Source organism: Massilia sp. P1_C10 (assembly GCF_056406475.1).
Map to the genome: position 1 here is coordinate 741,950 of NZ_JBFUAC010000001.1, position 25,320 is coordinate 767,269.

Genomic DNA, 25,320 nt, shown 5'->3' on the forward strand with positions numbered 1-25,320 from the left:
CCATCCGAGCCGGCCTAATATAATGTCTGTGCCGACTCGTGCAGGAGTTGACCGTACAGCGTGTGGCGGAACTTGGCGATCCTGCCGTCGGCGACCGCGGCCAGCACGGCGCACTGCGGCTCGATCAGGTGGCGGCAGTTGTAGAACTTGCAGCCGCCCAGATAGGGCGCGAATTCGACGAAGGCGCGTTCCAGCATGCCTTCCGAAAGATGGTACAGGCCGAACTCCTGGAAGCCCGGCGAGTCGATGATCGAGGCGCCGTCCTTCAGCGCATACAGGCGCGTGAAGGTGGTGGTGTGCTTGCCGGTGTCGAGCGCGGCGGAGATTTCGCGCACGGCGATGTCGGCGTCCGGCACCAGGAGGTTGATCAGCGAGGACTTGCCCATGCCGGACTGGCCGATGAAGATCGACGACTGGCCCTCTAACAGCGGCATCAAGGTGGCCACCGCGTGCTCCGGGTTGGCGCGCGCCGATACTTCGTGCAGCGGGTAGCCGAGCGAGGTGTACATCTTCAGGCGATCGCGCGCCTTGTCGAGCGACTCGGTGACGTCGATCTTGTTGAGGATCAGGTGAGCGTCGATGCCGGCCGCTTCGGCCGCCACCAGCGAGCGCGAAATCAGGTCGTCGGCGAAGCCAGGTTCGGTGGCGACGACGATGAACAGGCGCGTCAGGTTCGCCGCCAGCAGCTTGGACTTGTACTGGTCCGAGCGATACAGCAGCGTCTTGCGCTCGACGGTCGATTCGATTCTGGCCTGGTCGGCCGACGTCATCTGCAGGTTGACGACGTCGCCCACCGCGATGTTGGTCTTCTTGGCGCGGGTGACGCACTGGATTTTCTGTCCATCGACATCGGCCAGGTAATGGCGTCCGTGGGCGGCGATGATGGTGCCGGTGATGGCGCTCATGCGCCGGCCCGCTGCGCGTAGATCGCGTTGGCCTTGGCCGCGCAGATGAAATCGTTCTGCGAGATTGCGCCGCCGGCCGAATGGGTGTGATACGCGACCGCGCAGTGCTGGTACGTCACGGTCAGCGTCGGGTGGTGGTTTTCCTGGTTGACCATCTCGGCCAGCGAGTTGACGAACTGGATGGTCTCGCGGTAGTCGCGGAAGGCGAATTTGCGGCGCAGCTGGCCGCCGTCGATGGCCCAGCCGGGGACTTCGGGCAGCAGCATCGCGATGGCAGCATCATCCAGTTTGGGGGCGCCTTCGACGCAGAATTGATCGAGCAGGTTCATGCGGCCGCCGTGTTCAGGTGACGAATCCGCACCGAGGCGGGCGGATGCGAGTCGTAGAAGGCCGAGTGCAGCGGATCGGGCGTCAGGGTCGAGGCGTTATCTTCGTACATCTTGACCAGCGCCGAGACCAGGTCGCGCGCGTCGGTGTGGGTGGCGGCGAAGGCGTCGGCCTCGAATTCATGCTTGCGCGAGCTGATCGAGGTCAGCGGCGACAGCACGAAGGTGAAGATCGGCAGCACCAGCATGAACAGGATCAGCGCCATCGCGTCGCTGGCGAAGACAGGGTCGACGCCCAGGCCCTCGTAGAACCAGGTGCGGGTCTTCAGGTAGCCGAGCAGGGCGAGGAAGCCGAGCGAGACGGCGAACATCACGGCGATGCGCTTGACGATGTGCTTGAGTTTGAAGTGACCCAGTTCATGCGCCAGCACCGCTTCGATTTCCTGCGGCGCCAGGCGCTCGAGCAGGGTGTCGAAGAAGACGATGCGCTTGTTGGCGCCGAAGCCGGAGAAGTAGGCGTTGCCGTGGGCGCTGCGCTTCGAGCCGTCCATCACGAACAGGCCTTTCGAGGCGAAGCCGACGCGCTGCATCAAGCCTTCGATGCGCGCCTTCAGGCTGTCGTCTTCGAGCGGGCTGAATTTGTTGAACAGCGGCGCGATCACGGTCGGGAACAGCACCATCATCAAGAGCTGGAAGCCGCTCCACACCAGCCAGGCGTACAGCCACCACAGCGGGCCGGTCTTGTCCATCAGCGTGAGCACGACCCACACCAGCGGCAGGCCGATGACGGCGCCGAGCAGCGCCCCCTTGACCATGTCGGCCAGCCACAGGCCGGGCGTCATCTTGTTGAAGCCGAAGCGCTGTTCGAGCACGAACTGGCGGTACCAGTCGAACGGCAGGTCGAGCAGGCCGGAGACGGCGGCGAAAGCCACCAGCAGCGCGATTTGGTATTTCATGCCGGGGCCGGTCAGCGGCAGCACGGTCGCGGCCAGCCATTGCAGGCCGCCCATCAGGGTGAAGCCGACCAGCACGATGCTGGAGAACAGCAGCGAGGCGAGGCCGAACTTGGTCTTGGCCACGGTGTAGTCGGCGGCCTTCTGGTGCGCGGCGAGCGGGATGCTGGCGGCGAATTCGGCCGGCACCGCGGCGCGGTTGGCCAGCACGTGGCGCACGTGGCGATTTGCCAGCCAGAAACGCAGGATCAAGGTGAAAATCAAAAAACCGACAAACAAAACCGAAAACGCGGATGAATACATTCTGTGCCTGTGAGAAAATGCAGGATTGATTAGGCCAAGAGAGAATTATGTCACAAGCCACTGAAACAACCGAAGGCGCGGTCGCGCACCGCCCGAATGAATTCAACCTGGTCTGGGTCGACCTGGAGATGACCGGCCTCGAGCCGGACACCGACCGGATCATCGAGATCGCGGTCGTGGTCACCGACATGCACCTGAACACCATCGCCGAAGGCCCGGTGTTCGCGATCCACCAGTCGGACGAAACGCTGGACAAGATGGATGCGTGGAACAAGGGTACCCACGGACGCAGCGGCCTGATCGACCGGGTCAGGGCGTCGACCGTGACGGAAGAGCAGGCCGAGGCGGCGCTGATCGCCTTCCTCAAGCAGTTCGTCCCGGCCGGCAAGTCGCCGATGTGCGGCAATACGATTTGCCAGGACCGCCGCTTCATGGTGCGCACGATGCCGAAGCTGGAAGCGTTCTTCCACTATCGCAACCTGGACGTGTCGACCCTGAAGGAACTGTGCCGCCGCTGGAAGCCGGAGATCGTGGGCGGCTTCAAGAAGCACCAGAAGCACACGGCGCTGGCCGACATCATCGAGTCGGTCGAAGAGCTGAAGTACTACCGCGAGCATTTCATCAAGCTGTAACTCGACGACCCGTGTGGTGCGGCAAACTGCCGCGCCCGCGGGCCGCTCATACTCCGGGAAGCCTGGCAATCGTTCGCCAGGAGCGGCCACGCCGACTAACTTTCCGTCCATTCATGCTGAAGATTTCCGAAGCAGAAGCGCGCGTGCTCCTGAGTCGTCCTTTGCGTTGCGAGGCCGATTTCGCGTGGGCCACAGCCGCAGATCGGCCCGCAAGCCTGGTACTGTCTGTCGGCGTCATGGACCATTCAGGCCTTGCAACTCCTATGGAAGTTGAGCTCAGCTATCGAAGCGGCGGGAAAACGGCCACCAAATATCTGTTTTCAGTCTATTTGAGGCGAAGCTACGGAAAGAGCCGGGTGTATCAACTTGAGGTGACGCACACTTCGCGGGACACCAAAGATTTGCACGGCCTATCGCATGAGCATATAGGCGACCGGCGCTTGAACGGTTCGGCAGCGTGGCAGGATTGGGGATATCATGAAGTTCTGGAGCACTTCTGTTCGCGAACCAACATCACTTTCGAACCACCCCCTCCTGATCCGGCTGGTTTTTGGCGTGTGAGGAAACCATGAACTTTGCATTGCTTTCTCAGATCATCGGATATCCCTGCCAAGCGTTCACCGATGATGGGAGCGTGGCGATGATCAAGACTCCATTCAAGTTCGCGGATGGGGATGACGTCCCTGCCTATGCCGAAATTGGTTCCGACTTCGTTCGATTCTTCGATGATGGCGATGTCTTTTTTCACTTTCTCGGACGGGGAATCCCGGTCGACGCGGAACGTGGGACGGAGTTCTTAGCGGCGATTGCAGAATCGAATGGCGTTTCGTATTCGGGAGCAGGCAATATCGAAATCCAGAGCGCACCAGGAGATTGCTCTTCCACATTCGCCAAATACATGGCCGCACTGTTGGCATTCATCAGTTGGGAAAAAGCATGGGAGGGGGAGTTCTACGACCAGCTACCTGTATCGGCCGTGAAATAATTCCGCAAGCCAGATGAGCCGCATCGCATTCTCCTGCGGCTTTTTTTTGCGGGCAATTTATATCATGACGTGATATATTATCGGTTTTCCGATGACGAGTCTGCCGATGACCTTACCCCCGAAGCGCTCGCTCGCCAAGGACGATTTTGCCGTCCTGTCCGAGTTCCGCTACCAGATGCGCCGTTTCGAGCGCTTTTCCGAGAACGCCGTGCAGGCTGAGGGCATCACGCCGCTGCAGTACCTGCTGCTGCTGCACCTGAAGGGCTTCAAGGGCCGCGAGTGGGCCACCGTCGGCGAACTGGCCGAGCGCCTGCAGGCCAAACCGCACGGCGTTGTTGCGCTGGTGTCGCGCTGCGAAACCAGTTCGCTGGTGGTGCGCCGTCCCAGCACGGTCGACCGGCGCCGCGTCGAGATCCACCTGCTGCCGGCCGGCGAGGCGATCCTGACCCACCTGGCCGCGCTGCACCGCGCCGAACTAGCATCCCTCGATGGCATCTTCGCCGTCCCGGTCATCGAGAAGGAAGACCCGCATGAATAAGACGGACACCCGTCGCGACTTCAACGGCGAGGCGCGCCTGCTGCGCATCGCGTGCATGGCCGCCGTGATCGGCGTGCTCAGTACCTGCACCGCGTGGCTTCTGCTGCACGCGATCAGCTTCTTCACCAACCTGTTCTTCTTCCAGACCTTGTCCGACAAGCCGGCGTCGCCGGCGCTGCACACGCTGGGCGCGTGGGTGATCGCGGTGCCGGTGCTTGGCGGGCTGGTGATCGGCCTGATCGCGCGCTACGGCACCGAGGCGATCCGCGGCCACGGCATCCCAGAAGCGATCGAGGCGATCCTGTTTAAAAAGAGCGCGATGTCGCCGAAGGTCGCGGTGCTCAAGCCGCTCGCCTCGGCGATCGCGATCGGCAGCGGCGGCCCGTTCGGCGCAGAAGGGCCGATCATCATGACCGGCGGCGCCGTCGGCTCGCTGCTGGCACAGCACTTTCATCTGAGCGGCAGCGAGCGCAAGACGCTGCTGGTGGCCGGCGCGGTGGCCGGCATGACCGCGGTGTTCGGCACGCCGATCGCCGCGCTGCTGCTGGCGGTCGAACTGCTGCTGTTCGAACTGCGTCCGCGCAGCCTGCTGCCGGTGGCGGTGGCGTGCGCGGTGGCCGGCGTGCTGCGGCCATTGATCATGGAAGGCGGCGCCTTGTTCCCGCTGCAGACCATGCCGCTGCAGCCGCTCGGCCTGGCCTCATGCGCGATCGCCGGCCTGCTGTGCGGGATGCTGGCGTGGCTGATGTCGACCATGCTGTACAAGGTCGAGGACCTGTTCCACAAGCTGCCGCTGCACTGGATGTGGTGGCCGGCGATCGGCGGCCTTGCGGTCGGCATCGGCGGCTACTTCCAGCCGCGCGCGCTGGGCGTCGGCTACGACGTCATCGCCGACCTGCTGCACAACCACATCGGCGCCGGCGTGCTCGCGGGCCTGCTGCTGGCGAAGATGGTGATGTGGCTGATCGCGCTCGGTTCGGGCACCTCGGGCGGCGTGCTGGCGCCGCTGCTAATGCTGGGCGCGGGCCTCGGCGCGGTGATGGCGCCCTACCTGCCGGGCGGCGAGCCGGCGGTGTGGCCGCTGGTGTTCATGGCCGCCACCCTTGGCGGCATGATGCGTGCGCCGATCATGGCGGTGGTGTTCGCGTTCGAGCTCACGCAGGACACCAACGCCCTGCTGCCGGTGCTGGCGGCGTCGGTGGTGGCGTACGGCTTCACCGTGCTGACGATGCACCGCTCGATCCTGACCGAGAAAATCGCGCGGCGCGGTTATCACATCTATCGTGAATACGGCATCGATCCGCTCGAGCGGCACAGCGTCGCCGAAGTGATGACGGCGCAGCCGGTGCGCATCGACGCCGGCGCCGCCATCGACGCGGTGCTGGACAGCCATTTCGGCGAAGGCCAGCTGCATCGCGCCTTCCCGGTCGTGCGCGACGGCGTGCTGGTGGGGATGCTCGACCGCGCGGCGCTGGTGTCGGGCGAGGGCAAGCGCCTGGTCGGCGAGCTGTATGGCGTGAACGTGCCGATCTTCGCGCTGGCGGGCGAGACCTGCCGCACGGTGGCCACGCGCATGGCCGTGCATCAGCTCGAGCGCCTTCCGGTGGTGGACGACGCGCACTCGCGCCGGCTGGTGGGGCTGGTCAGCCGCAGCGATTTGATCAAGGCGTCGCTGACCCTGCACGAGGAGGAGCACCAGCGCCAGGCGTTCCGGCGCATCCGGATCGGATCGAATCGCCAGCTAATGTGATGTGGCGAACGGTGCGGGCAGGGTGGCGGGGGTAAGGTGTGCTTTTAAACAAGGAGACTGCCATGTCCAAACCAAGCAACGATCCACGCGAACAGCAGCAGCGCGATGCAGAGCAGGCTCAGCAGGAAGCACAGCGCAATCAGCAGCGCGCCGAAGAGCATGAAGTGGCCGGCCGTCACAAGCAGGACGGCCAGAAGGACCACAAGGGCGCCGACAAGGGGCCGCGCGGGCAGTAAGGGCGATTGAATCGACCGCGACAAAACCGGGGACTACGCGTCCCCGTCGCTCCGCAGGACCAGACCCCATTTTTTTAATGCGGTAAGCCGTAGTTGACCGGGATGAAGTCGTAGCCCTTGCCATCCTTGACCAGGTGGCCGATGCCCGGGAACTGCAGGTGCGCCGCGCCGATCAGGTAGCCGCCGCGCGCCGCCGCGTCGAAGGCCTGGCGCCGCTCCGCCGCCGCCGTCTTCTGGTCGCTGTCGAAGCTGATCGTCACTTCGGGATGCGCCATCTGCACCGGCGCCACGTGGATCAGGTCGCCAATCAGCACCAGCTTCTGCCCCTTGCTTTGCACCAGGTAGGTCGCATGCCCCGGCGTGTGGCCCTTGCCCGACAGCGAACTGATGCCGGGAACCAGTTCGACGTCGCCTTCGAACGCCTTGAATTTGCCGGCGCTGACGTAGGGATTCATCAAGCTCATCGCGCCCTTGAAGTTGTCGGCCTTGGCGGGATTCTTTTCCATGTTTTCCTTGCTCAGCCAGAAGTCGGACTCCTGCTTCTGGGCGCGCACGATCGCGTTCGGGAACACCCGCTGGCCATTCGCGCTCAGGCCGCCGACGTGGTCGCCATGCATGTGGGTGATGTAGATCTCGTCGATCTGTTCCGGCTGGTAGCCGGCCGCTTTCAGGTTGGCGGCGAACTTGCCGGTCTGCGGGCCGAACAGGCCGGCCGCGCCCGTGTCGATCAGGATCAGCTTGCTGCCGGTGTTGATCAGGAAGGTGTTGATCGATGTTTCGAGCGGACTCTTTACGAAGCTTTTCTTCAGCGCCGCGTCGATCTCGCCTTTCTTCATCCCTTGCAGCAGCGTGTCGACCGGCAGGTCGGTGGTGCCGTCGCCGATGGCGGTGATCTCGAAGTCGCCCAGCATCATGCGGAAGTAGCCCGGCGCCTGGGTCTTGGCCATGGGCGCGGCGGCGTAGGCGGGCGCGGCGAACAGGGCGGCGGCGAGCGCGGCCAGGGCGGTTTGCTTGGATAGGCGGTTCATTGTTCTTCCTTTTCGGCGGGTTGAGTGTGTTGTATATCCTACATCAATCCGGCGAGCGCGGATTGGAACGCATCCGTCGCGGTTCGTCAATGTCCGGCGTCATGATTTTGGCAACGAGCCCAGCGCGCTGCGGACACGCCACAAAAACGCACCCGTTCAGTGCGCGCCCGTCCAAACTTGCGCATAATTGCGCTCTCGTGAATTGGTAGGAATGCACAGCATGGTGTTATTGCGCAGGGAGTGGTGGGAATCGTTTTTGCCGAAGCCGAACACGGCGAGCCGGACCGAACAGGTGCGCGCCGGCGCCGGCGCGATCTTCGGGTTGCTGCTGACGGCGATCATCACGCACCTGCTGCTGCGCGACCACAGCGGCATGGCCTTCCTGGTCGCGCCGATGGGCGCCTCGTCGGTGCTGTTGTTCGGCGTGCCGGCCAGCCCGCTGGCGCAGCCGTGGTCGGTCTTCGGCGGCAACGTGGTGTCGGCCTTCGTCGGCGTCACCTGCGCGATGCTGATCCCCGATCCGATGCTGGCCGCGCCGGTGGCCGGCGGCACGGCCATCGTCTGCATGTTCCTGCTGCGTTGCCTGCATCCGCCCGGCGGCGCGGTGGCGCTGACCGCGGTGCTGGCCGGCCCGGCCGTGCACGCGTCCGGCTACCAGTTCGTCTATGAGCAGGTGGCGCTCAACACCGGCCTGATGGTCGTCGCCGCGCTGCTGTATAACAACCTGACCGGCCGCCGCTATCCGCACACCCAGCAATCGAGCCTGGCGCCGGCGCACGACACCCGCGACCTGGCGCCGACCGCGCGCGTCGGCTTCACCAGCGACGACCTGGACGCCGTGCTCAAGCGCTACGGCCAGGTGCTCGACGTCAGCCGCGACGACCTCGAGGACATCATCCTGGCCACCGAGATGCAGGCCTACGAGCGGCGCTTCGGCATCATCACCTGCGGCGACATCATGTCGAAGGACGCGGTCACGCTCGACTTCGCCAGCGGCCTGGACGAGGCGTGGCGCCTGATGCGCCACCACAAGGTGCATGCGCTGCCGGTGCTGAACAAGGCGCGCCGCGTGATCGGCATCGTGTCGCAGAGCGACTTCCTCAAGCACAGCGAGCTCGATGAGTTCGTGTCGTTCGGGCACCGCCTGCGCCGCTTCCTCGGGCGCAGTCCGCAGACGCATTCGGACAAGCCGGAAGTGGTGGGGCAGATCATGAGCGAGAACGTGGTGACCTCGAAGGCGTCCACGCCGATCGTCGAACTGGTGCCGCTGATGTCGAACTCGGGGCTGCACCATATTCCGGTGGTCGACGCCGACGAGCGCTTCGTCGGCATGGTGACGCAGTCGGACCTGCTGGCGGCGTTGTACGAAGGCCGCCTGAACGAGAAGGGCATGGCGCTGCAGCCGGCCTGATTCGAATCAGCCGATTTGCAGCAGCGGCGGCGCCGCCACAGCGGGCGCCGGCGCCGTGCGGATCGGCACCAGCCGCAGCGGCGTCGCGGCGCGTTGCGAGCGCACCACCTGCGCCCGCATCGCTTCGATGGCGCCGCCCAGCATCTCGTGGCGCTTGCGCGCTTCCGAACGTTTCTTCGACGCGATCTGCGCCATGTCCGGTTCCGGCAAATCCTCGCAGGCCAGGCAGAAGTCGCCATCGGGACGGCGCCACGCGTCCAGCTCGCGCCACAACGCGTCGTAATCGGCGTGCACTTTGCCCTGCTTCATCGACGTCGTGACGACGCGATTGGCGTTGCCGACCAGGATCATCTGTTCGCAGCCGTGGTCGAAGCCGAACTGGCGCACCATGCGCACCAGCAAATTCTTTGGACGCAGCCCGTGCAATTCGCGCGTGGCGTCGCGCACCTGGTCGAGGCCGCCGCCGCCGTGCTTGCCCTGCAGGCAGCCGACGCCGAGCGCGATTGCACCAAAATGGTGCAAAAAGGAAAACGCGATCGAGTACAGCACGTCGTCGCCGTGCGCCAGCTGCAGGATCAGCTCGCCTTCGCGGCACAGCACGCCGCCGGCGCGCAGCTCGATGCGGTAGTGCTGGCCGGTCTTGCCGTCGAGCCGGCACAGTTCGACCGGTCCGTGCGCGGCGCGCGCCACCAGCGGCGCCAGGCCGCGCCGGATCACCGTGTCGTAGTGGGTCTGCAGCACGCCGAGCCGGTCTTCGCAGCCGAGCCGGGTGCTGAAGTAGTCGCGGTAGATCTTGTTGACCATGCGCGGGCAGGCCGGCAGCATCTGGCGGAACAAGGGGTGGGAATTGAGCAGGCCGAGCCAGCGCCCGGTCTGGTGCGGATGCAGCAGCGCGCGCGCCGACAGCTTCATCGATTCGCGCCACAGCGCCAGGCCGGACAGTTCTGCGCGCAGGCCGCAGCGGAGGGTAATAGGTTGATTCATTAACACTACTCGGCAAAAATCGGCGCAGCAGGACCCTGGCGGCGACGAGGCGGCAGATGGGGATTCTGAAGTGGCGATTGGAATTTCAGCGCGTGTTGCTGGGCGCGTTTGCCCGATCAGCGCAACGCGCCGACCGGGAATGCGGGGCGGCGGGGCTGGCTGGCGGGAAGTCTCGTTGTATTATTTATTTGCTACAACATGTAACGCAATGTATCACATTGTATCAAGAGTAAATACGCTAGGAAACTTTAAATTTTGGAAAGGAAGATTATTGTTGCGTTAACGCTTCAGGATCGAACCGAGCACGCCGCGGATGATTTCGCGCCCCACCTGCGAGCCGATGCTGCGCGCGGCGGACTTGACCATCGCCTGCATCGGCGAGTCGCGCCGGTTGCTGCTGCCGAACAGGCCGCCGAGCATGCCGCCGAGGGAGTTGTCGCTTGCCGCCGGCGGGGCGCCCGCGGGCGCCGGTGCGGCCGGCTTGGCGGTGGCAGCGGTGCGGCCGCTGAGTTTTTCCTGGGCCGATTCGCGGTCGACCGTCTGCTCGTAGACGCCGGCCACCAGCGACCTGGCGATCACCGCCTTGCGCTCGGCCGGATCGATCGGGCCGATGCGCGAGGCGGGCGGCAGCACGAAGGCGCGCTCGACGATGTTGGGGCGGCCTTTTTCGTCGAGGAAGGAGACCAGCGCCTCGCCCACGCCCAGCTCGGTGATGACCTGGGCGGTATCGAGCGCCGGGTTGGGGCGGAAGGTGTCGGCGGCGGCCTTGACCGCCTTCTGGTCGCGCGGCGTGTAGGCGCGCAGCGCGTGCTGGACCCGGTTGCCCAGCTGGCCGAGCACGGTGTCGGGAATGTCGAGCGGATTCTGGGTGACGAAAAACACGCCGACGCCCTTCGAGCGGATCAGGCGCACCACCTGCTCGATCTTGTCGAGCAGCGCCTTGGGTGCGTCGTCGAACAGCAGGTGCGCCTCGTCGAAGAAGAACACCAGCTTCGGCTTGTCGACGTCGCCCACTTCGGGCAGGTGTTCGAACAGCTCGGACAGCATCCACAGCAGGAACACCGCGTACAGGCGCGGCGAGTTCATCAGCCTGTCGGCGGCCAGGATGTTGACGATGCCCTTGCCGGCGGCGTCGGTCTGCAGCAGGTCGTCGATGTTGAGCATGGGCTCGCCGAAGAACTTGTCGCCGCCTTGCTCCTCGATGCCGATCAGGCCGCGCTGGATCGCGCCGATGCTGGCGGCCGAGATGTTGCCGTAGCTGGTACGGAAATCGGCCGCGTTGTCGCCGACGTGCTGCAGCATCGCGCGCAGGTCCTTGGTGTCGAGCAGCAACAGGCCGTTGTCGTCGGCTATTTTGAACACCAGCTGGAGCACGCCTTCCTGGGTGTCGTTCAGGTTCAGCATGCGCGCCAGCAGCAGCGGGCCGAGGTCGGAGATGGTCGCGCGCACGGGGTGGCCCAGTTCGCCGAACACGTCCCAGAACGTGACGGGGCAGGCGGCCCAGGCCGGCGCCTCGACGCCCAGCATCTTCAGGCGCTCTGCCATTTTGGCGGACAGGGTCCCCGGCTGCGACAGGCCGGCCAGGTCGCCTTTGACGTCGGCCATGAACACCGGCACGCCGATGTTCGACAGTTCCTGCGCCATCACCTGCAAGGTCACGGTCTTGCCGGTGCCGGTGGCGCCGGTGATGCAGCCGTGGCGGTTGGCCAGGTTCGACAGCAGGCCGTAGACGGCGGCGGGCTGCTTGTCGATGCTGGCGGCGATGGGCAGAAGGGTGGGCATGCGGCTCTCCGGTGCAATAGCGATGTCGACGATTCTACTATGCGGGAGAGGAAGCGCGGGGACAGGTCAGCAGCACCAGGCCCCTTGAACGAAGCTTATTCCGCGTCGTTGGCGCCGCAGCACTTCTTGTACTTCTTGCCGCTGCCGCAAGGGCAATCGTCGTTGCGGCCGACTTTCGGCTCGTCGCGCTTGATGGTCTGCACCGCCGACTTGCGCAGCGGCAGCCAGAACTTGTAGATCGCCGGCAGGTTCGCCTCGATCTCGAGCGCCAGCTTGTGGGCCTTGACCGGATCGTCGACTTCCTTCAGTTCCTCTTCTTCGATCTCGTCGGCGCCGAGCAGGTAGATCGGGCGCATCAGCGGCGCCAGGTCCGATTCCCAGATCGGGTTCCACGAGCCGGGACGAAGCTCCATGCCTTCCCAGAAGCCCCAGCACCAGGCTTCGGGGTCGATCAGGGTCTCGTCGCCGTGCTCGTGCTCGCAAAACAGCGGCTCGAATTCCTTCGGCGCGACTTCGAACGTGACCGAGACCTCGTTCATGAAGCGCATGATCAGCTCGAAGATGCGCTCGGCTTCCTTCGGATTTTTCCATTTCGGCTCGCTGGCGCCGTCTTCGCCCCAGACCTTCGGCAGCCACTCGGACGGCATGATGGTTTCCGGCCCGATCATGATGGCGGTGAGGAAGCCGTGCAGGGTATCCATCGTCATCGCGTCGTCGGAGCTGCGGTCCGACAGCAGGAATTTGTCGAGTTCGTCGAATTCTTTGTCCGACAGGGGCTGATCGTATTGCATGGGATGCTCTTTCTTGAAGTGAAGGCGCTAGTTTAACGCCTGCGCCCCCCAACCGGGGTCAGACCCCAATTAAAATCGTCAACAACCGTCAAACGGACGGATTTGTTCCGAAAAATTTGCGGAGGCTCGCGACAAGACGACTGCGATAAGCAATCCGGCAAGAGAAAAAGCGGGTCTGACCCCGGTTTCCGCCAAACCGGGGTCAGACCCCAATTTAAATCGTCAACAACCGTCAAGCGGACGGATTTGTTCCGGAAAATTTGCCTCGGCGCGTGACATGACGACTGCGATAACCCATCCGGCAAGAGAAAAAGCGGGTCTGACCCCGCGGTGGAGGTCTGACCCTGGTTTCCGAATTCGGAGGTCTGACCCCGGTGTAGGACTTACAATGGGCGATGACCGACATTGCCCACCCATTTTCCGCCCTCGGACCCGACTGCGTGCTCGATGCCCTCGACAGCGTCGGCCTGCACGGCGACGGGCGCCTGCTGGCGCTCAACAGCTATGAGAACCGCGTCTACCAGGCCGGCCGCGAAGAGGGCGGACCCGTCGTCGTGAAGTTCTACCGCCCGCAGCGCTGGACCGACGCCGCCATCGTCGAGGAGCACGCCTTCGTCGCCGAACTGGCCGAGCGCGAAATTCCCGTCGTGCCGGCCATCGCGATCGACGGCCGCACGCTGCACCAATTCGCCGACTTTCGCTTCGCGGTGTTTCCCAGCCGCGGCGGCCGCGCGCCGGAACTGGACGACCCCAAAACGCTCGAATGGATCGGGCGCTTCATCGGCCGCATCCACGCCGTCGGCGCCTTGGCGCCGTACTCGGAGCGGCCCGCGCTGACCATCGATACCTTCGGGCGCGAGCCGCGCAATTACCTGGTGGCCAACGGTTTCATTCCGCCTGAACTGGCGCCGGCATGGACCAGCGTGGTCGACCAGGCGCTCGAGGGCGTGGCCCGCTGCTTCGACCGCGCCGGCAGCCAGCCGACCCTGCGCCTGCACGGCGATTGCCACGCCGGCAACGTGCTGTGGACCCCCGACGGCCCCCACTTCGTCGACTTCGACGACAGCCGCACCGGCCCGGCCGTGCAAGACCTGTGGATGCTGCTGTCGGGCGAACGCGCCGACATGGTGCGCCAGATGGCCGACATCCTCGCCGGCTACGAGGATTTCGCCGACTTCGACCCGCGCCAGCTGTACCTGGTCGAGGCCCTGCGCACCTTGCGCCTGGTCCATTATTCGGCCTGGCTGGCAATGCGCTGGGACGATCCCGCTTTCCCTGTTGCGTTTCCGTGGTTTAACACCCAGCGCTACTGGCAGGACCGGATCCTCGAGCTGCGCGAGCAGGTGGCGCTGATGGACGAGCCGCCGCTGTGGCCGGTGTGAGCGCCGATCTGGTGAAATAAGCCACTTTCCCCCGTCTGCTTGGGGCTAGCCCGAGCGCCGCCCCAGGCCATAATCGTGTATGTTTTCCGTCTTGGAAGACGATCTTGCGAGCACGACAATGGAACCGCTTCAGCCCCCTCACGACGACGCCGACATCAGCATCGACCTTCCCGCCGCCCCCGGCGCGCCGGAGTCGCCTGACCGCGCGCAGTCGGAGATGCGCGCCATCCGCGAGGGCATCGCCCGCGTCGAGGCCGAAGCGAAGGCGAACTGCGCCGCCGAAAGCCGCGCCCACGCCGAGGCGCGCGCGCGCAGCCTGGCCGAGGAGCGCGCCGCGATGGACGCCGCCGCCGCCCAGGCCGCGCTGGAGCATGCCCAGGCGTCGGAAGATGCGATCGAGGCCAACCGCGACCGCGTCGAGACCTTGCGCGCCGCCGCACAGGCCAGCATGGAACGCCTCGAAGCAGTGCGCCAGGAGACCGCCGAACTGCGCGCGCGCGTCGAAGCCGACACCATGATCAAGCTGGCCGCCGAAGCGCGCGCCAAATCCGAAGAGGAGGCGCGCCGCCGCGCCGCCGAACAGATCGAAGCGGAGGCCGAGATGGCGAAACGCGCCGCGCGCGCCGCCGAAGACCTCGAAGTCCACACCGAGCAGGCCAGGCTCCAGGCGGTCGAACGCGTCGCCGCGGTGCACGCCGCGAAAGAGGAAGTGCTGCAGATCGCCAGCGCCGACGCGCGCATGGCGACGCTGGCGCGCGAGCGCGAGCGCCAGGCCAAGGGCGCGCGCCAGACCGCCGAACTGCTGGCCGACGCCGAAGCCGAGGCGCTCGAGCTGACCGTGCAGCGCGAGAAGGCCGACCAGGTCGCGCTGGCCGCGGCCTTCGCCCGCGCCATGGCCGAGGCGCGCGCGCTGGAGGAAGCCCGCGCGCTGGCCCACATCGAGCAGGAGCGCGAGGCGATCGCCCAGGCGCAGGCCGATTCCGAGCGGATGGCGGCGAAGTCGATCCACTTGCGCCTGCAGGCCGAAAAAGAACTGCGCGAAGCCGCGGTGCATCGCGAGCGCATCGAGCAGATGGCGCTGGCCAGCGCCGAGGCGCGCCGCGATGCGGAAGCGCGGATCATGTCCGCCACCGAGGCGCGCATCCTGGTCGACCGCCAGCTGCGCGAAGTCGCGCTGGCGCGCGCGCTGGCCGAGGAAGAGCAAACCCAGGCCGCCGAAGCCAAGGTCGAGGCGGAGAAAGCCGCCGCCGAACAGGCGCGCCAGCGCGCCGCCGCCGAACATGCCGCGGCCGGCGCCGCGCAGCTCGAGTCGCAGGAGCACCAGCGCGCCCGCGAACTGGCCGAGGAACGCGCCGCGCTGGCGCAGAAATCGGCCGACCTGGCCGCCGCCGAGAACGCGGCGGGCGAAGCGGAGCGCGACGCATTGGCCGCGCAAGCGGCGCGCCACGCCGAGACGGCCGAACTGGCCGCGCGCAAGGCCGAACAAGCCGCGGCGCTGGAAGCGGCCGAACACGCCCGCGCCGAAGCGGAGCAGCAGGCCTTGCTGGCCTTGCAGGAAAAGCTCGCGGCCGAACAGGAACTGACCGCGGCCGCCGAAGCGCGCGCCGCCGCGCAGCAGGAGCAGGCGGCGCTGCTGCGCCAGAAGGCCGACGCCGAACGCCGCGCCGAACAGGCGCAATTGACCGAAAACGAAGCTGCGCGCCTGCTGGCCGATCAGGCCGAGCTGGAAAGCGCGCACCAGAGCGCCGCCGGCGAGGCGATCGCCGCGCAGGTGCGCGCCGCGGCCGATCTGGCCGAGGTGCAGGCGCAGCGCGCCGAACTCGAACGCCAGAAGCTGGCGCTGGACGAAGAAGTCCTGACGGCCGAACGCGCCGCGGCGGAAGCGGACCGTTCTGCGCTGGCGCTGGCCGAACAACTGCTGGCGGCCAAGCGCGAGACGGCCGCCGCTCAAGCGCAGGAAAACGACGCCATCTCGGTGCGCCTCGAAGCGGAGCGCGCGGCCACCGAAGCGGCGCGCCAGCGCGCCGAGGCCGAGCAGCAAAAAGCGGTGATCGCGCTGGAAGTGCAGGCGGCGGAAGAACAGGCGGCCGAAGCGATGAGCGACAAGCTCAATGCGCAGCGCATCCTGCTCGAAAGCGCGCAAGCGCATGCCGCAATGCAGCGCAAGGTGGCGATGACGACGCAGGCGATGGCCGACGCCAAGCAGCAGTTGCTGGAGCTGGAGACCTCGCGCCTGGCGGCCGAACGCCGCGCGCTGGCCGCCACCGGCGAGGCGGTGGCGCAGCGCTCGTCCGAAGCGAAGCAGCGCGTCGCCTCCGAAACCATCACCCGCGAAGTGATCGGTCGCCTGTTGACCCAGCCTTCGTCGTCGACCCCGGACAAATAAATACGTCGTATCGAAAACGCGACGCCGCGATCATTAATGCCGGAGGCATGGTTTTATTTGCCGCCGGATCGCGTACCATTCATTCCTTTTTCTCTTTTTGCTGACTCGCGCCGCCCCATGCCATCGCTCCGTCGATTCGCGCTTTGCTGCGCGCTGCTGTCGCCCTTGTTCGCCCAATCCGGCGAACTGGTGGTGCTGGTCGATACGGGAACCGACATGCCGATGGCGCGTTTCGACCATTACCGCCTCGTCGAGGGCGTCCACAAGGATATCGGCGAGGCGCTGGCCAAGGCACTGGGACGCAGGCCGAAATTCCTGGCGCTGCCGCGCAAGCGCATTGCGCTGGCCCTGGCGGCGGGCGAAGCCGATGTGCTGTGCGGGTACGTGCCGGAATGGCTGGACGGGCAGTTCGGCTGGAGCCAGCCGTTTTATCCGCAGGTGGAAGTGGTGCTCAGCGACCGCGCCGGCGCGCGCCCGAATACGGTGGCGGACCTGGCCGGGCACCAGGTCGGCACGGTGTTCGGCTTCAGCTATCCCGAACTGGACCGCGTGCTGGGCAAGGACTTCGCGCGCGCCGATGCGCCCAGCATCGAACTCAATTTCCGCAAACTGGCGGCCGGCCGCCTGCGCCACATCGTGACGATGAAGAGCTGGTCCGATTACCGCATCAAGACCGGCGAACCGGGCCTGTCGCTGTATCCGCCGCTGGTGGTCACCACCTACATGACCCGCTGCGCCGTGTCGCCGAAGGGCAGGGTGGACCTCGCCGAAGTCGATAATGCGATCGCGCGCATCGTCAAGGACGGCGTCGTGGCGGCGATCGCGGCGCGCTACCGCTAGCCCTCAGGGCGTGACGACGACCTTGCCGACGAAGTATTCGCTCTCGCCGAAGCAGGCGCTCGGCACTCCCTTGTGCTGCTCGTAGCTGATTTTCACCCGCTTGCCCATCGCATCCATCAGCTGTCTGGCGACGGCGTCGTCGCGCACCGAGAACTCGAACTTCTCCGGAATCGCGCCCGGCATGCTGGTGAGGAGGATCTCGCCTTCCCACGTTTTGCAGATCCAGCCCTTGCGCGAAAATTTCTGCAGGAAGCCGGCGCGTTCGCCGTCCGCATACGACATGGTCAGGGTCACCCAGGTGTAGGCGGCGAACAGCGCGACGGCGCCGATGATCAGGGACAGCAGGATGAAGCTGACGCGTTTAGGCGTGGGCATGGAGCGCTTTCAGGGTTGATGAATCGGAGGCGCCGCTCAGGCGCGCAGGTGCTTGTCGGCCAGCTCGCGCTCTTCTTGCCGCTTGTGGCGGATCGAGGACCACAGCGAGACGACGATGAAGGCGACGCCGGACAGGCCGGTGAACCATTCCGGAATCTCATATTCCACGCTGGCGAACATGATCAGCGCCAGGATGCCGATGGCGTAGTGGGCGCCGTGCTCGAGGAAGACGAATTCGTCCAGCGTGCCGCGGTGGACCAGGTAGACCGTCATCGAACGCACGAACATGGCGCCGATCGCCAGGCCCAGCATGATGATGACGACGTCGTTGGTGATGGCGAAGGCGCCGATTACGCCGTCGAAGCTGAACGAGGCGTCGAGCACTTCGAGGTAGAGGAAGCCGCCGATGCTGCCTTGCGAGATCAGCTTGCCGACCGCCGGATCGTTCGACTCTTCTTCCTCGAGCAAGCCGCTGATCCAGTCGACGCCGACGTAGACCAGCACGCCGACGATGCCGGACGTGAGCACGGCCAGCTTGCGCGCTTCGGGCATCAGGGTGGTGCAGGCGAACACCGCGCCCATGGTCAGCAGGACGGCCAGGCCTTCGGTGCCGTACTGGCCGACCTTCTGCTCGATCCAGCCGAGCCAGTGCAGCTCCTTTTCGTCGTCGAACAGGAAGTTGAGGAACACCAGCATCAGGAAGGCGCCGCCGAAGGCCGACACTTCGGCATGGTGGGCGACCAGGTTGCGCGAGTATTCGACCGGCGAGTTGATGGCCATGTGCCAGACGTCGACCAGGCCAAGCCCGGTGGCGACGGCGACGATCACCAGCGGGAACACCAGGCGCATGCCGAACACCGCCACCACGATGCCGACGGTGAGGAACAATTTGCGCCAGAAGGCGTTCCAATTGCGCAGGACCGTGGCGTTGACCACCGCATTGTCGAACGAGAGCGATACTTCGAGCACGCCGAGCACCGCCGTGATCCACAGCGCCTGCAGCATGGCGGCCGGGCCGCCGTGTGCGTAACCCCACCATCCGGCCAGCGCCATCAGCACGACCGTGACCAGGATCGACAGTTTGAAGTGTTGCATTGTTACCCTCTTATTGGCTGAAACGCCACAATGGACAGGAGTTTAACGTGTCTGGGCCTGCCCGGGCGCTTTGATGGTCGCCGCCGGAGCTTGCTTCTGCGATAATTCTGCACGGCATTATCCACGCATTCTATTACTGGACATACAATGGACATCACTTATCTCGTCACCCCCGTCATCACCTGGATGCTGGTCGGGCCGATCAAGTTCCTGATTACCAGCGTGCGCCAGCGCCGCCTGGCCTTCGACCTGGTCGGCAACGGCGGCTTTCCGAGCAACCACAGTTCGGTGGTGACCAGCATGGCGACCCTGATCGCGCTGCGCGAAGGCATGGCCGATCCGGCGTTCGGGGTAGCGGTGACGCTGGCGTTCATCGTGATGATCGACGCCAACAGCCTGCGCCAGCACGTCGGGCGCCAGGCCGCGGCGATCAACCGCCTCGGCGGCGCCGGAGAGGGCGTCAAGCCGCTGCGCGAGCGCATGGGGCACACGCTGGTGGAGATCAGCGGGGGCATCTGCACCGGCATCCTGGTGGCGCTGGCAATTAATTACGTTTCCACGCGCTTGCTCTGACCCCCACACCGGGGTCTGACCCCGCCGGGTCAGACCCTTCCTTTGCACCCCGGAAATGCAGGCTGTCGCCCGTATCTGCATTTCATCCCACCAAATCGTCATTACGAATCTCGCCGATTGACGGGTCACAGGGGCTCAAGGATACTTCTACGCTGACCGTTCGATCGGGCTGTGTTCACGTCTAAAAAATCTATATTTCCGGAGAAATACAATGCTGCGCAAAACCATGCTCGTCCTCGCTGTCGCCTCGGCGCTCGTCGCCTGCTCCAAGCAGGGCAAGGACCCGAAGGACGCCAAGGCCGACACCAAGGCAGTCCAGCTGCAGGTCGCGCCGGAAGACCTGCTGACCGTGCAGGGCAGCTCGCTGGCCTCCGGCCCCGTGATCACCGGCTCGATCCAGCCCGAGCGCAAGGCCGACCTGCGCGCCGAAGTGTCGGCGGTGGTGCTGCAGGTACTGAAAGAGAACGGCGAGAGGGTCAAGCGCGGCGACGTGCTGGTCAAGCTCGATGAAACCGCGATCCGCGACAGCCTCGGTTCGGCCGAAGCGTCGGCGCGCGCGGCAAGCCAGGCCCTCGAGCAGGCCGAGCGCCAGTTCGAACGCCTGAAGACCCTGCGCGCCTCGGGCATGACCTCGGTCCAGGCGCTGGACGACGCCGAAGTGCGCCGCAACAGCGCCCAGAGCGAAGTGGCGGCCTCGCGCACCCGCGCCGCGCTGGCGCGCCAGCAGCTGCAGCGCACCCTGGTGCGCGCGCCGTTCGACGGCGTGGTCTCCGAGCGCAAGGTCTCGGCCGGCGACACCGCCGCCATCGGCAAGGAACTGCTGAAAGTGATCGACCCGACCAGCATGCGCTTCGAAGGGCGCGTCTCGTCCGACCGCATCGCCGAAGTCAAGGTCGGCCAGCCGGTTGCGTTCCGCATCAACGGCTACGGCGAGCAGGAATTCCAGGGCGTGGTCAAGCGCATCGATCCGGCCGCCAACGCCGTCACGCGCCAGGTCGAGGTGCTGGTCGGCTTCGCCAACAGCGCCCAGCCGAAGGTGTCCGGCCTGTACGGCGAAGGCCGCATCGACGCCGCCACCAAGTCCGCGCTGATGCTGCCGGAAGGCGCGTTGGTCAAGGCCGGCGACAAGGCTTACACCTGGCGCCTGAAGGACAACACGCTGTCGAAGGTCGAGCTGACCCTGGGCCAGCGCGATGCGCGCACCGGCAATTACGAGGTGCAGCGCGGCCTGTCCAGCGGCGACCTGGTGATGCGCACGCCCGCTTCCAGCTTCAAGGACGGCCAGAAGGTCGAACGCGCCGCCGCCAAGGTCGCCAGCGCGTCCGTGACGCCGGCCCAAAACGCAGCCGCGCAGGGGAAATAATATGTTCTTGTCCGATTTTAGTATCCGCCGGCCGGTCGCCACCGTCGTCCTGATCGTGGCGATCATGTGCCTTGGCCTGCTCGCGCTGACCAAGCTGCGCGTCAACCAGGAGCCCGACGTCGAGGCGCCCATGCTGTTCGTCAGCATTCCGTACCCGGGCGCCTCGCCCGACACGGTCGAACGCGAAATCATCAACCGCCTCGAAAAATCGATGCTGGCCATTTCCGGCGTCGAAAAGGTCGACAGCTCGATGAACGAAGGTAACGCCTTCATCCAGCTCGAATTCGGCTTCAAGAAGAACCTGATCGAAGCATCGGACGAAGTGCGCAATGCGATTTCGTCGGTGCGCTACAAGCTGCCGATCGAGATGCGCGAGCCGATCATCACGCGCTGGGACACGTCGCAGCAGCCGATCATGAACTTGGCGCTGTCGTCGACCACGCTGAATCACGCCGAGCTGTCGCGCCTGGCCGAGGACACCCTGGCCGACCGCTTCCGCTCGATCGACGGCGTCTCCAACGTCAGCGTCGGCGGCGCCCTGCGCCGCGAGCTGTCGGTGCTGCTGCGCGCCGAGAAGCTGCGCGAATATAACGTCGCCGTGGGCGAAGTGGTGCAGGCGCTGCGCACCCAGAATACCAACGCGCCGGTCGGCAAGGTGCGCGGCACGCTCGACGAGAAAAGCATTCGCCTGGTCGGCCGCATCGAGTCGCCCGAGGAGTTCCAGGCGATCGTGGTCAAGCGCCGCGGCGACGAGATCGTGCGCCTGGCCCAGGTGGCCGAGATCAAGGACGATTTCGCCGAGATCAGCAGCTTCTCGATCCGCAGCGCCAAGCCGAACGTCGGCATTTACGTGGCCCGCGCGCGCGACGCCTCGACCGTCTCGGTGGCCAAGAAGATCCGCGCCATCGTCAAGGAAATCGAGAAGGAACTGCCGCCCGGGACCAAGATCGAAGTCACGCGCGACGGCGGCGAGAACGCCCAGCGCAGCCTGAACAACGTGATCGAGTCGCTGATCCTCGGCGCCGTGCTGACCATCTTCGTGGTGTACGCCTTCCTCAACTCGTGGCGCTCGACGCTGATCACCGCGCTGTCGCTGCCGACGTCCGTCATCGCCGCCTTCATCGCGGTGTGGCTGTGCGGCTTCACGCTGAATTTCATGACCCTGCTCGGGCTGTCGCTGGCGATCGGCGTGCTGATCGACGACGCCATCGTGGTGCGGGAAAACATCGTGCGCCACATGCAGCGCGGTTCCGACCGCCGCAAGGCCGCACTGGAAGGCACCGCCGAAATCGGCATGGCCGTGGCCGCGACGACGTTCTCGATCATCGCCGTGTTCATTCCGGTGGCGTTCATGCCGGGCATGCCGGGCGAGTGGTTCCGCCCGTTCGCGCTGACCGTGACCTGCTCGGTGATCGTCAGCTTGGGCATTTCGTTCACGCTCGATCCGATGCTGTCGGCCTACTGGGGCGACCCGGCGGATCACCACACGGCGCCGAAAACGGGCATCTCGAAGGTGCTGCAGCGCTTTAACGACTGGTTCGATCACCAGGCCGACCGTTACGGCAATGTGATCGCCTGGGCGCTGCACCACCGCGTCTGGATGTCGCTGATCGCCTTCGGCACCTTTGTCGGCGCCATCGCGCTGCAGGCCACGCTGGGCGGCGTCAGCTTCATGCCGGCGTCCGACCAGGGCATGCTGAAGATCGAAGTGCGCACGCCGGCGTCGGCGTCGATCGAATACGCGCGCCTGAAGATGGAGAAGGCCGCGGAGATCGCCCGCACGCTGCCGGAGACCAAGGACACCAACAGCAACATCAAGGCCAGCGGCGGTTCGATCTACGTCGACATCGACAAGCGCAATACCCGCAAGCGCAGCGCCAAGGAAGTCGCGGCCGAACTGCGCGAGAAGATCAAGCCGCTGGTGGGCGCCGAATTCGTCGTCATCGACGACCTCAATGGCGGCGCGCGCAAGCCGGTGCAGATCGACTTCACCGGCCCGGATTCGCGCAAGCTGCTCGAGATCACCAACGCCTACATGGCCAAGCTGCGCCAGGTGCCGGGCGCGGTCGACGTCGGCCTGTCGGAGCAGGATCCGAAGGACGAGCTGCAGATCGAGATGAACCGCGGCCTGGCCAATTCGATGGGCATTTCGGTCAACGACGCGGCGCAGGCGCTGCGCGTGGCCTTCGCCGGCGTCGAAGTGGGCGACTGGGTCGATCCGACCGGCGAGACCCGCGACGTCGCGGTGCGCCTGCATCCGGACGACCGCCTCAGCCTCGAGAACATCGAGCGCCTGCCGATCGCGGTCACCGGCACCACGCAGATGGTACCGCTCGACCAGATCGCCAAGATCACGATGGGCAAGGGCCCGTCGGGCATCCAGCACACCGACGGCAAGCGCACCATTTCGGTGTCGGCCAACGCGGAAGGCCGCTCGAGCGGCGAAGTGACCAGCGACGCGATGAAGCTGGCCAAGTCGTTCGACTACCCGCCGGGCTACGGCCTGAAGCTGGGCGGCGCCGGCAAGAACCAGGCCGAACTGTTCGGCGCCATGGGGATCGCGCTGCTGTCGGGCATCGGCCTGATGTACCTGATCCTGGTGATGCAGTTCGGCTCGTTCACGGCGCCCGGCGCGGTGATGCTGTCGCTGCCGCTGTCGCTGATCGGCGTGGTGCTGGCGCTCTTGATCACCGGCAGCACGATCAACCTGATGAGCCTGATCGGCATCATCATGCTGATGGGCCTGGTGGCGAAGAACGCCATCCTGCTGCTGGACGCGGCGCGCAAGCGCGAGGCCGAAGGCTTCGGCCGCGAAGACGCGCTGATGGACGCCGGCCGCATGCGTCTGCGCCCGATCCTGATGACCACCTTCGCGCTGATCGCCGGCATGTTCCCGGTCGCGCTGGGGCTGGGCGAGGGCGGCGAGTTCTATCGTCCGCTGGCGATCTCGATCATCGGCGGCACGATCACCTCGACCATCCTGACCCTGCTGGTGGTGCCGACCTTCTACGACAGCATCGAAATCGCGCGCGACCGCATGGTGGCCAAGTTCGGCCGCCGCGCCGAGCGCTACAACCCGGTGCTGGCGTTCTTCATGACCTTCGTCGAAGCGATCCTGACCATTCTATTCGTGCGCCTGATTTACCGCGGCATCGTCAAGCTGGTGCGTTTCGCCACCGGCCGCCGCGGCAAGGCAGTGGGACCGGCAACCGTGGCGCTCGACAAGGTGTAAGCCGACGCAAGATGGGGACAGGTCCGCGGGACCAGCCCCCCGAATTCCAATGGGGTCTGGTTCTGCGAACCTGGCCCCATTTTCGTTCTTGCACGCGGCGGCGACCAAGGACTGGGGTCAGGTCCGCCGGACCTGACCCCGGTTTTTTCGGCGCCGCATGAATTTGCCCGCAACCATTACCTAGGGATTCTTTGGCGGCGTGGTGGGCGCCGAGGCCGGCGGCATCTCGCTCGGCGGCGGCGTGGTTTGGACCGGCGGCGAGCCGGTGGTGCCCGTCGTGCCGCTGGTGCCGGAGGTGGTCGCCGGCGGCGCTACCGCCGTGGTTTCGGCCGGGGGCACCACCGTCGTTTCGGTCTTCTTGCAGGCGCCGAGCAGCGCGGCCACGGCGGCGGCGCCCAGCAATATTTTGAATGCGCTTCTGGTCGGTTTCATCGGTTCGCTCCTCGTTCACATCGACAGGAATGTGAGGTTTAGACTTGGAACGGCCGGGCGGGTTCGATGATTCGGCAGTGAAGGGCTGCGGCTTGACGCAGCTCAAATTAGGGGCGCGCGAAGCTTTCCAACAGCGCCGGAATCTGCTCGGGGATTTCGCGCGCCAGGTAGCCCAGCACGCCGAAGCGTTCGGCCAGCTGTTCGCCGGCGCGCGCATGCAGCGCAACGCCCCAGCAGGCGGACTGGGGCAGGGTGGCGCCGCGCGCGGCCAGGCCGGCGATGATGCCGGCCAGCGTGTCGCCCGAGCCCGACGTGGCCAGTCCGACGTTGCCGCCCTCGTGCTGCCAGCGTTCGCCGCCGGGCGTGATCACCACGGTGCGCGCGCCCTTCAGCGCCACTACCGCGTTCCAGTCGCGCGCCGCCTGCGCCGCATGGTCGTCGGGCGCGGCGCACACCGCTTCCTTGGTGGCGCCGGTCAGGTGCGCCATCTCGCCGGCGTGCGGCGTGACGATTACCGGCACGCTGAAGCGGAACGCCTCGTCGAGCACGATGCCCATCGCCGTGGCATCGAGCACCACGCTGACGTCGCTGCCGTCGAGGCGCGGCAGCAGCGCGCGCACCAGCACCGCGGTCGCTTCCTCGTCCTGCATGCCGGGGCCGATCAGGATCGCGTTGACCTTGTCGGCCAGCGGATCGAGCTTGCCGACCGCATCTTCGGTGAAGCCGCCCTGGTCGGTCTCGGCGAGGCCGATCACGCGCGCTTCGGGCAGCGCCAGCGCCACCAGCTGCGCCACGCTGGCGCCAGTGGCGATGGTCAGCTTGCCGGCGCCGGCGCGCAGGGCCGCGGTGGCGGCCAGGATCACCGCGCCCGGCATCTCGCGCGAGCCGCCCAGGATCAGCACGTGGCCGCGCGCCTCCTTGTCGCCGTCGCCCGAGGGCATCGGCAGCGGCCAGGCGCGCAGCGCCGTCGCGTCGACGTTGACGGAGTAGGTGCTGGAAGATGGCGTGTCCATCGGCC

The 25,320-nt window shown here is 65.9% G+C and carries 24 protein-coding genes; 13 read left to right on the forward strand and 11 right to left on the reverse strand.

Annotation, left to right across the window (positions count from 1 at the left end; all coding sequences use genetic code 11):
• Positions 1-14: 14 nt before the first annotated feature.
• Genes rsgA through AC1D02_RS03470 form a run of 3 tightly spaced genes read right to left on the reverse strand, consistent with a single transcriptional unit; the run spans position 15 to position 2,487 of the window.
• Entirely contained in the window at positions 15-905 is an 891-nt protein-coding gene (gene rsgA, locus AC1D02_RS03460; protein ID WP_477313710.1) for a ribosome small subunit-dependent GTPase A, read from the reverse strand.
• Positions 902-1,234, reverse strand: a complete 333-nt coding sequence (locus AC1D02_RS03465) for a 4a-hydroxytetrahydrobiopterin dehydratase (protein WP_477313712.1) — start codon at positions 1,232-1,234, stop codon at positions 902-904. The genes rsgA and AC1D02_RS03465 overlap by 4 nt, the downstream gene beginning before the upstream one ends.
• Positions 1,231-2,487 (reverse strand): M48 family metallopeptidase, encoded by a 1,257-nt coding sequence (locus AC1D02_RS03470; protein WP_477313714.1) that lies wholly within the window; start codon positions 2,485-2,487, stop codon positions 1,231-1,233. Before AC1D02_RS03470 ends, AC1D02_RS03465 begins: the two co-directional genes overlap by 4 nt.
• A gap of 47 nt (positions 2,488-2,534) precedes the next feature.
• On the opposite strand from AC1D02_RS03470, the gene orn reads away from it, so the two are divergent.
• The 6 genes from orn to AC1D02_RS03500 all read left to right on the forward strand — a co-directional run bounded on the left by orn (position 2,535) and on the right by AC1D02_RS03500 (position 6,628).
• Positions 2,535-3,119 carry an oligoribonuclease gene (gene orn / locus AC1D02_RS03475; protein WP_477313716.1) on the forward strand — a complete coding sequence of 195 codons (585 nt, stop codon included), beginning with the start codon at positions 2,535-2,537 and terminating at the stop codon, positions 3,117-3,119.
• A gap of 113 nt (positions 3,120-3,232) precedes the next feature.
• A complete protein-coding gene (locus tag AC1D02_RS03480) occupies positions 3,233-3,691 on the forward strand; it encodes a hypothetical protein (RefSeq protein ID WP_477313718.1) in 459 nt (152 codons plus the stop codon).
• A complete protein-coding gene (locus tag AC1D02_RS03485; RefSeq protein WP_477313719.1) occupies positions 3,688-4,104 on the forward strand; it encodes a DUF1828 domain-containing protein in 417 nt (138 codons plus the stop codon). Before AC1D02_RS03480 ends, AC1D02_RS03485 begins: the two co-directional genes overlap by 4 nt.
• A gap of 106 nt (positions 4,105-4,210) precedes the next feature.
• Entirely contained in the window at positions 4,211-4,642 is a 432-nt protein-coding gene (locus AC1D02_RS03490) for a MarR family winged helix-turn-helix transcriptional regulator (protein WP_477313720.1), read from the forward strand.
• Positions 4,635-6,392 carry a chloride channel protein gene (locus tag AC1D02_RS03495; protein ID WP_477313721.1) on the forward strand — a complete coding sequence of 586 codons (1,758 nt, stop codon included), beginning with the start codon at positions 4,635-4,637 and terminating at the stop codon, positions 6,390-6,392. The genes AC1D02_RS03490 and AC1D02_RS03495 overlap by 8 nt, the downstream gene beginning before the upstream one ends.
• Positions 6,393-6,454: 62 nt before the next feature.
• Positions 6,455-6,628: a hypothetical protein gene (locus AC1D02_RS03500; protein ID WP_477313722.1), complete on the forward strand. Its 174-nt coding sequence runs from the start codon at positions 6,455-6,457 to the stop codon at positions 6,626-6,628.
• A gap of 74 nt (positions 6,629-6,702) precedes the next feature.
• On the opposite strand, the gene AC1D02_RS03505 is transcribed toward AC1D02_RS03500, so the two are convergent.
• Positions 6,703-7,656 carry an MBL fold metallo-hydrolase gene (locus AC1D02_RS03505; RefSeq protein ID WP_477313723.1) on the reverse strand — a complete coding sequence of 318 codons (954 nt, stop codon included), beginning with the start codon at positions 7,654-7,656 and terminating at the stop codon, positions 6,703-6,705.
• 220 nt (positions 7,657-7,876) lie between these two features.
• Here AC1D02_RS03505 and AC1D02_RS03510 point away from each other — a divergent pair, with 220 nt between their 5' ends.
• Positions 7,877-9,067 (forward strand): HPP family protein, encoded by a 1,191-nt coding sequence (locus AC1D02_RS03510; protein WP_477313724.1) that lies wholly within the window; start codon positions 7,877-7,879, stop codon positions 9,065-9,067.
• A 6-nt stretch (positions 9,068-9,073) separates the two neighbouring features.
• On the opposite strand, the gene AC1D02_RS03515 is transcribed toward AC1D02_RS03510, so the two are convergent.
• The 3 genes from AC1D02_RS03515 to AC1D02_RS03525 all read right to left on the reverse strand — a co-directional run bounded on the left by AC1D02_RS03515 (position 9,074) and on the right by AC1D02_RS03525 (position 12,624).
• On the reverse strand, positions 9,074-10,051 hold the full coding sequence (locus AC1D02_RS03515; RefSeq protein WP_477313725.1) for a DUF535 family protein: 978 nt from the start codon (positions 10,049-10,051) through the stop codon (positions 9,074-9,076).
• Between the two features lie 279 nt (positions 10,052-10,330).
• Positions 10,331-11,833 carry a helicase HerA-like C-terminal domain-containing protein gene (locus tag AC1D02_RS03520; protein WP_477313727.1) on the reverse strand — a complete coding sequence of 501 codons (1,503 nt, stop codon included), beginning with the start codon at positions 11,831-11,833 and terminating at the stop codon, positions 10,331-10,333.
• Between the two features lie 95 nt (positions 11,834-11,928).
• The gene (locus AC1D02_RS03525; RefSeq protein WP_477313729.1) at positions 11,929-12,624 is read right to left on the reverse strand and encodes a UPF0149 family protein; all 696 of its coding nucleotides are present in this window, start codon (positions 12,622-12,624) and stop codon (positions 11,929-11,931) included.
• Positions 12,625-13,019: 395 nt separating this feature from the next.
• Here AC1D02_RS03525 and AC1D02_RS03530 point away from each other — a divergent pair, with 395 nt between their 5' ends.
• From AC1D02_RS03530 to AC1D02_RS03540, 3 genes are all read left to right on the forward strand, one after another.
• Positions 13,020-14,006 carry a serine/threonine protein kinase gene (locus AC1D02_RS03530; RefSeq protein ID WP_477313731.1) on the forward strand — a complete coding sequence of 329 codons (987 nt, stop codon included), beginning with the start codon at positions 13,020-13,022 and terminating at the stop codon, positions 14,004-14,006.
• A 118-nt stretch (positions 14,007-14,124) separates the two neighbouring features.
• The gene (locus AC1D02_RS03535) at positions 14,125-16,392 is read left to right on the forward strand and encodes a coiled-coil domain-containing protein (RefSeq protein ID WP_477313733.1); all 2,268 of its coding nucleotides are present in this window, start codon (positions 14,125-14,127) and stop codon (positions 16,390-16,392) included.
• A 117-nt stretch (positions 16,393-16,509) separates the two neighbouring features.
• The gene (locus AC1D02_RS03540) at positions 16,510-17,232 is read left to right on the forward strand and encodes a substrate-binding periplasmic protein (RefSeq protein ID WP_477313735.1); all 723 of its coding nucleotides are present in this window, start codon (positions 16,510-16,512) and stop codon (positions 17,230-17,232) included.
• 3 nt (positions 17,233-17,235) lie between these two features.
• Here AC1D02_RS03540 and AC1D02_RS03545 read toward each other — a convergent pair whose 3' ends face one another.
• Positions 17,236-17,607 carry a hypothetical protein gene (locus tag AC1D02_RS03545; protein WP_477313737.1) on the reverse strand — a complete coding sequence of 124 codons (372 nt, stop codon included), beginning with the start codon at positions 17,605-17,607 and terminating at the stop codon, positions 17,236-17,238.
• Between the two features lie 36 nt (positions 17,608-17,643).
• A complete protein-coding gene (locus tag AC1D02_RS03550) occupies positions 17,644-18,702 on the reverse strand; it encodes a DUF475 domain-containing protein (protein WP_477313739.1) in 1,059 nt (352 codons plus the stop codon).
• A gap of 147 nt (positions 18,703-18,849) precedes the next feature.
• On the opposite strand from AC1D02_RS03550, the gene AC1D02_RS03555 reads away from it, so the two are divergent.
• The 3 genes from AC1D02_RS03555 (at position 18,850) to AC1D02_RS03565 (ending at position 23,870) form a co-directional block, all read left to right on the forward strand.
• On the forward strand, positions 18,850-19,275 hold the full coding sequence (locus tag AC1D02_RS03555; protein ID WP_477313741.1) for a divergent PAP2 family protein: 426 nt from the start codon (positions 18,850-18,852) through the stop codon (positions 19,273-19,275).
• A gap of 211 nt (positions 19,276-19,486) precedes the next feature.
• Entirely contained in the window at positions 19,487-20,638 is a 1,152-nt protein-coding gene (locus AC1D02_RS03560; RefSeq protein ID WP_477313743.1) for an efflux RND transporter periplasmic adaptor subunit, read from the forward strand.
• Position 20,639: 1 nt separating this feature from the next.
• Positions 20,640-23,870: an efflux RND transporter permease subunit gene (locus AC1D02_RS03565; protein ID WP_477313745.1), complete on the forward strand. Its 3,231-nt coding sequence runs from the start codon at positions 20,640-20,642 to the stop codon at positions 23,868-23,870.
• A 180-nt stretch (positions 23,871-24,050) separates the two neighbouring features.
• Here the strand turns inward: AC1D02_RS03565 and AC1D02_RS03570 are convergent, their stop codons facing one another.
• Entirely contained in the window at positions 24,051-24,302 is a 252-nt protein-coding gene (locus AC1D02_RS03570) for a hypothetical protein (protein ID WP_477313747.1), read from the reverse strand.
• 107 nt (positions 24,303-24,409) lie between these two features.
• Entirely contained in the window at positions 24,410-25,315 is a 906-nt protein-coding gene (locus tag AC1D02_RS03575; RefSeq protein WP_477313749.1) for an NAD(P)H-hydrate dehydratase, read from the reverse strand.
• Positions 25,316-25,320 lie beyond the last annotated feature (5 nt).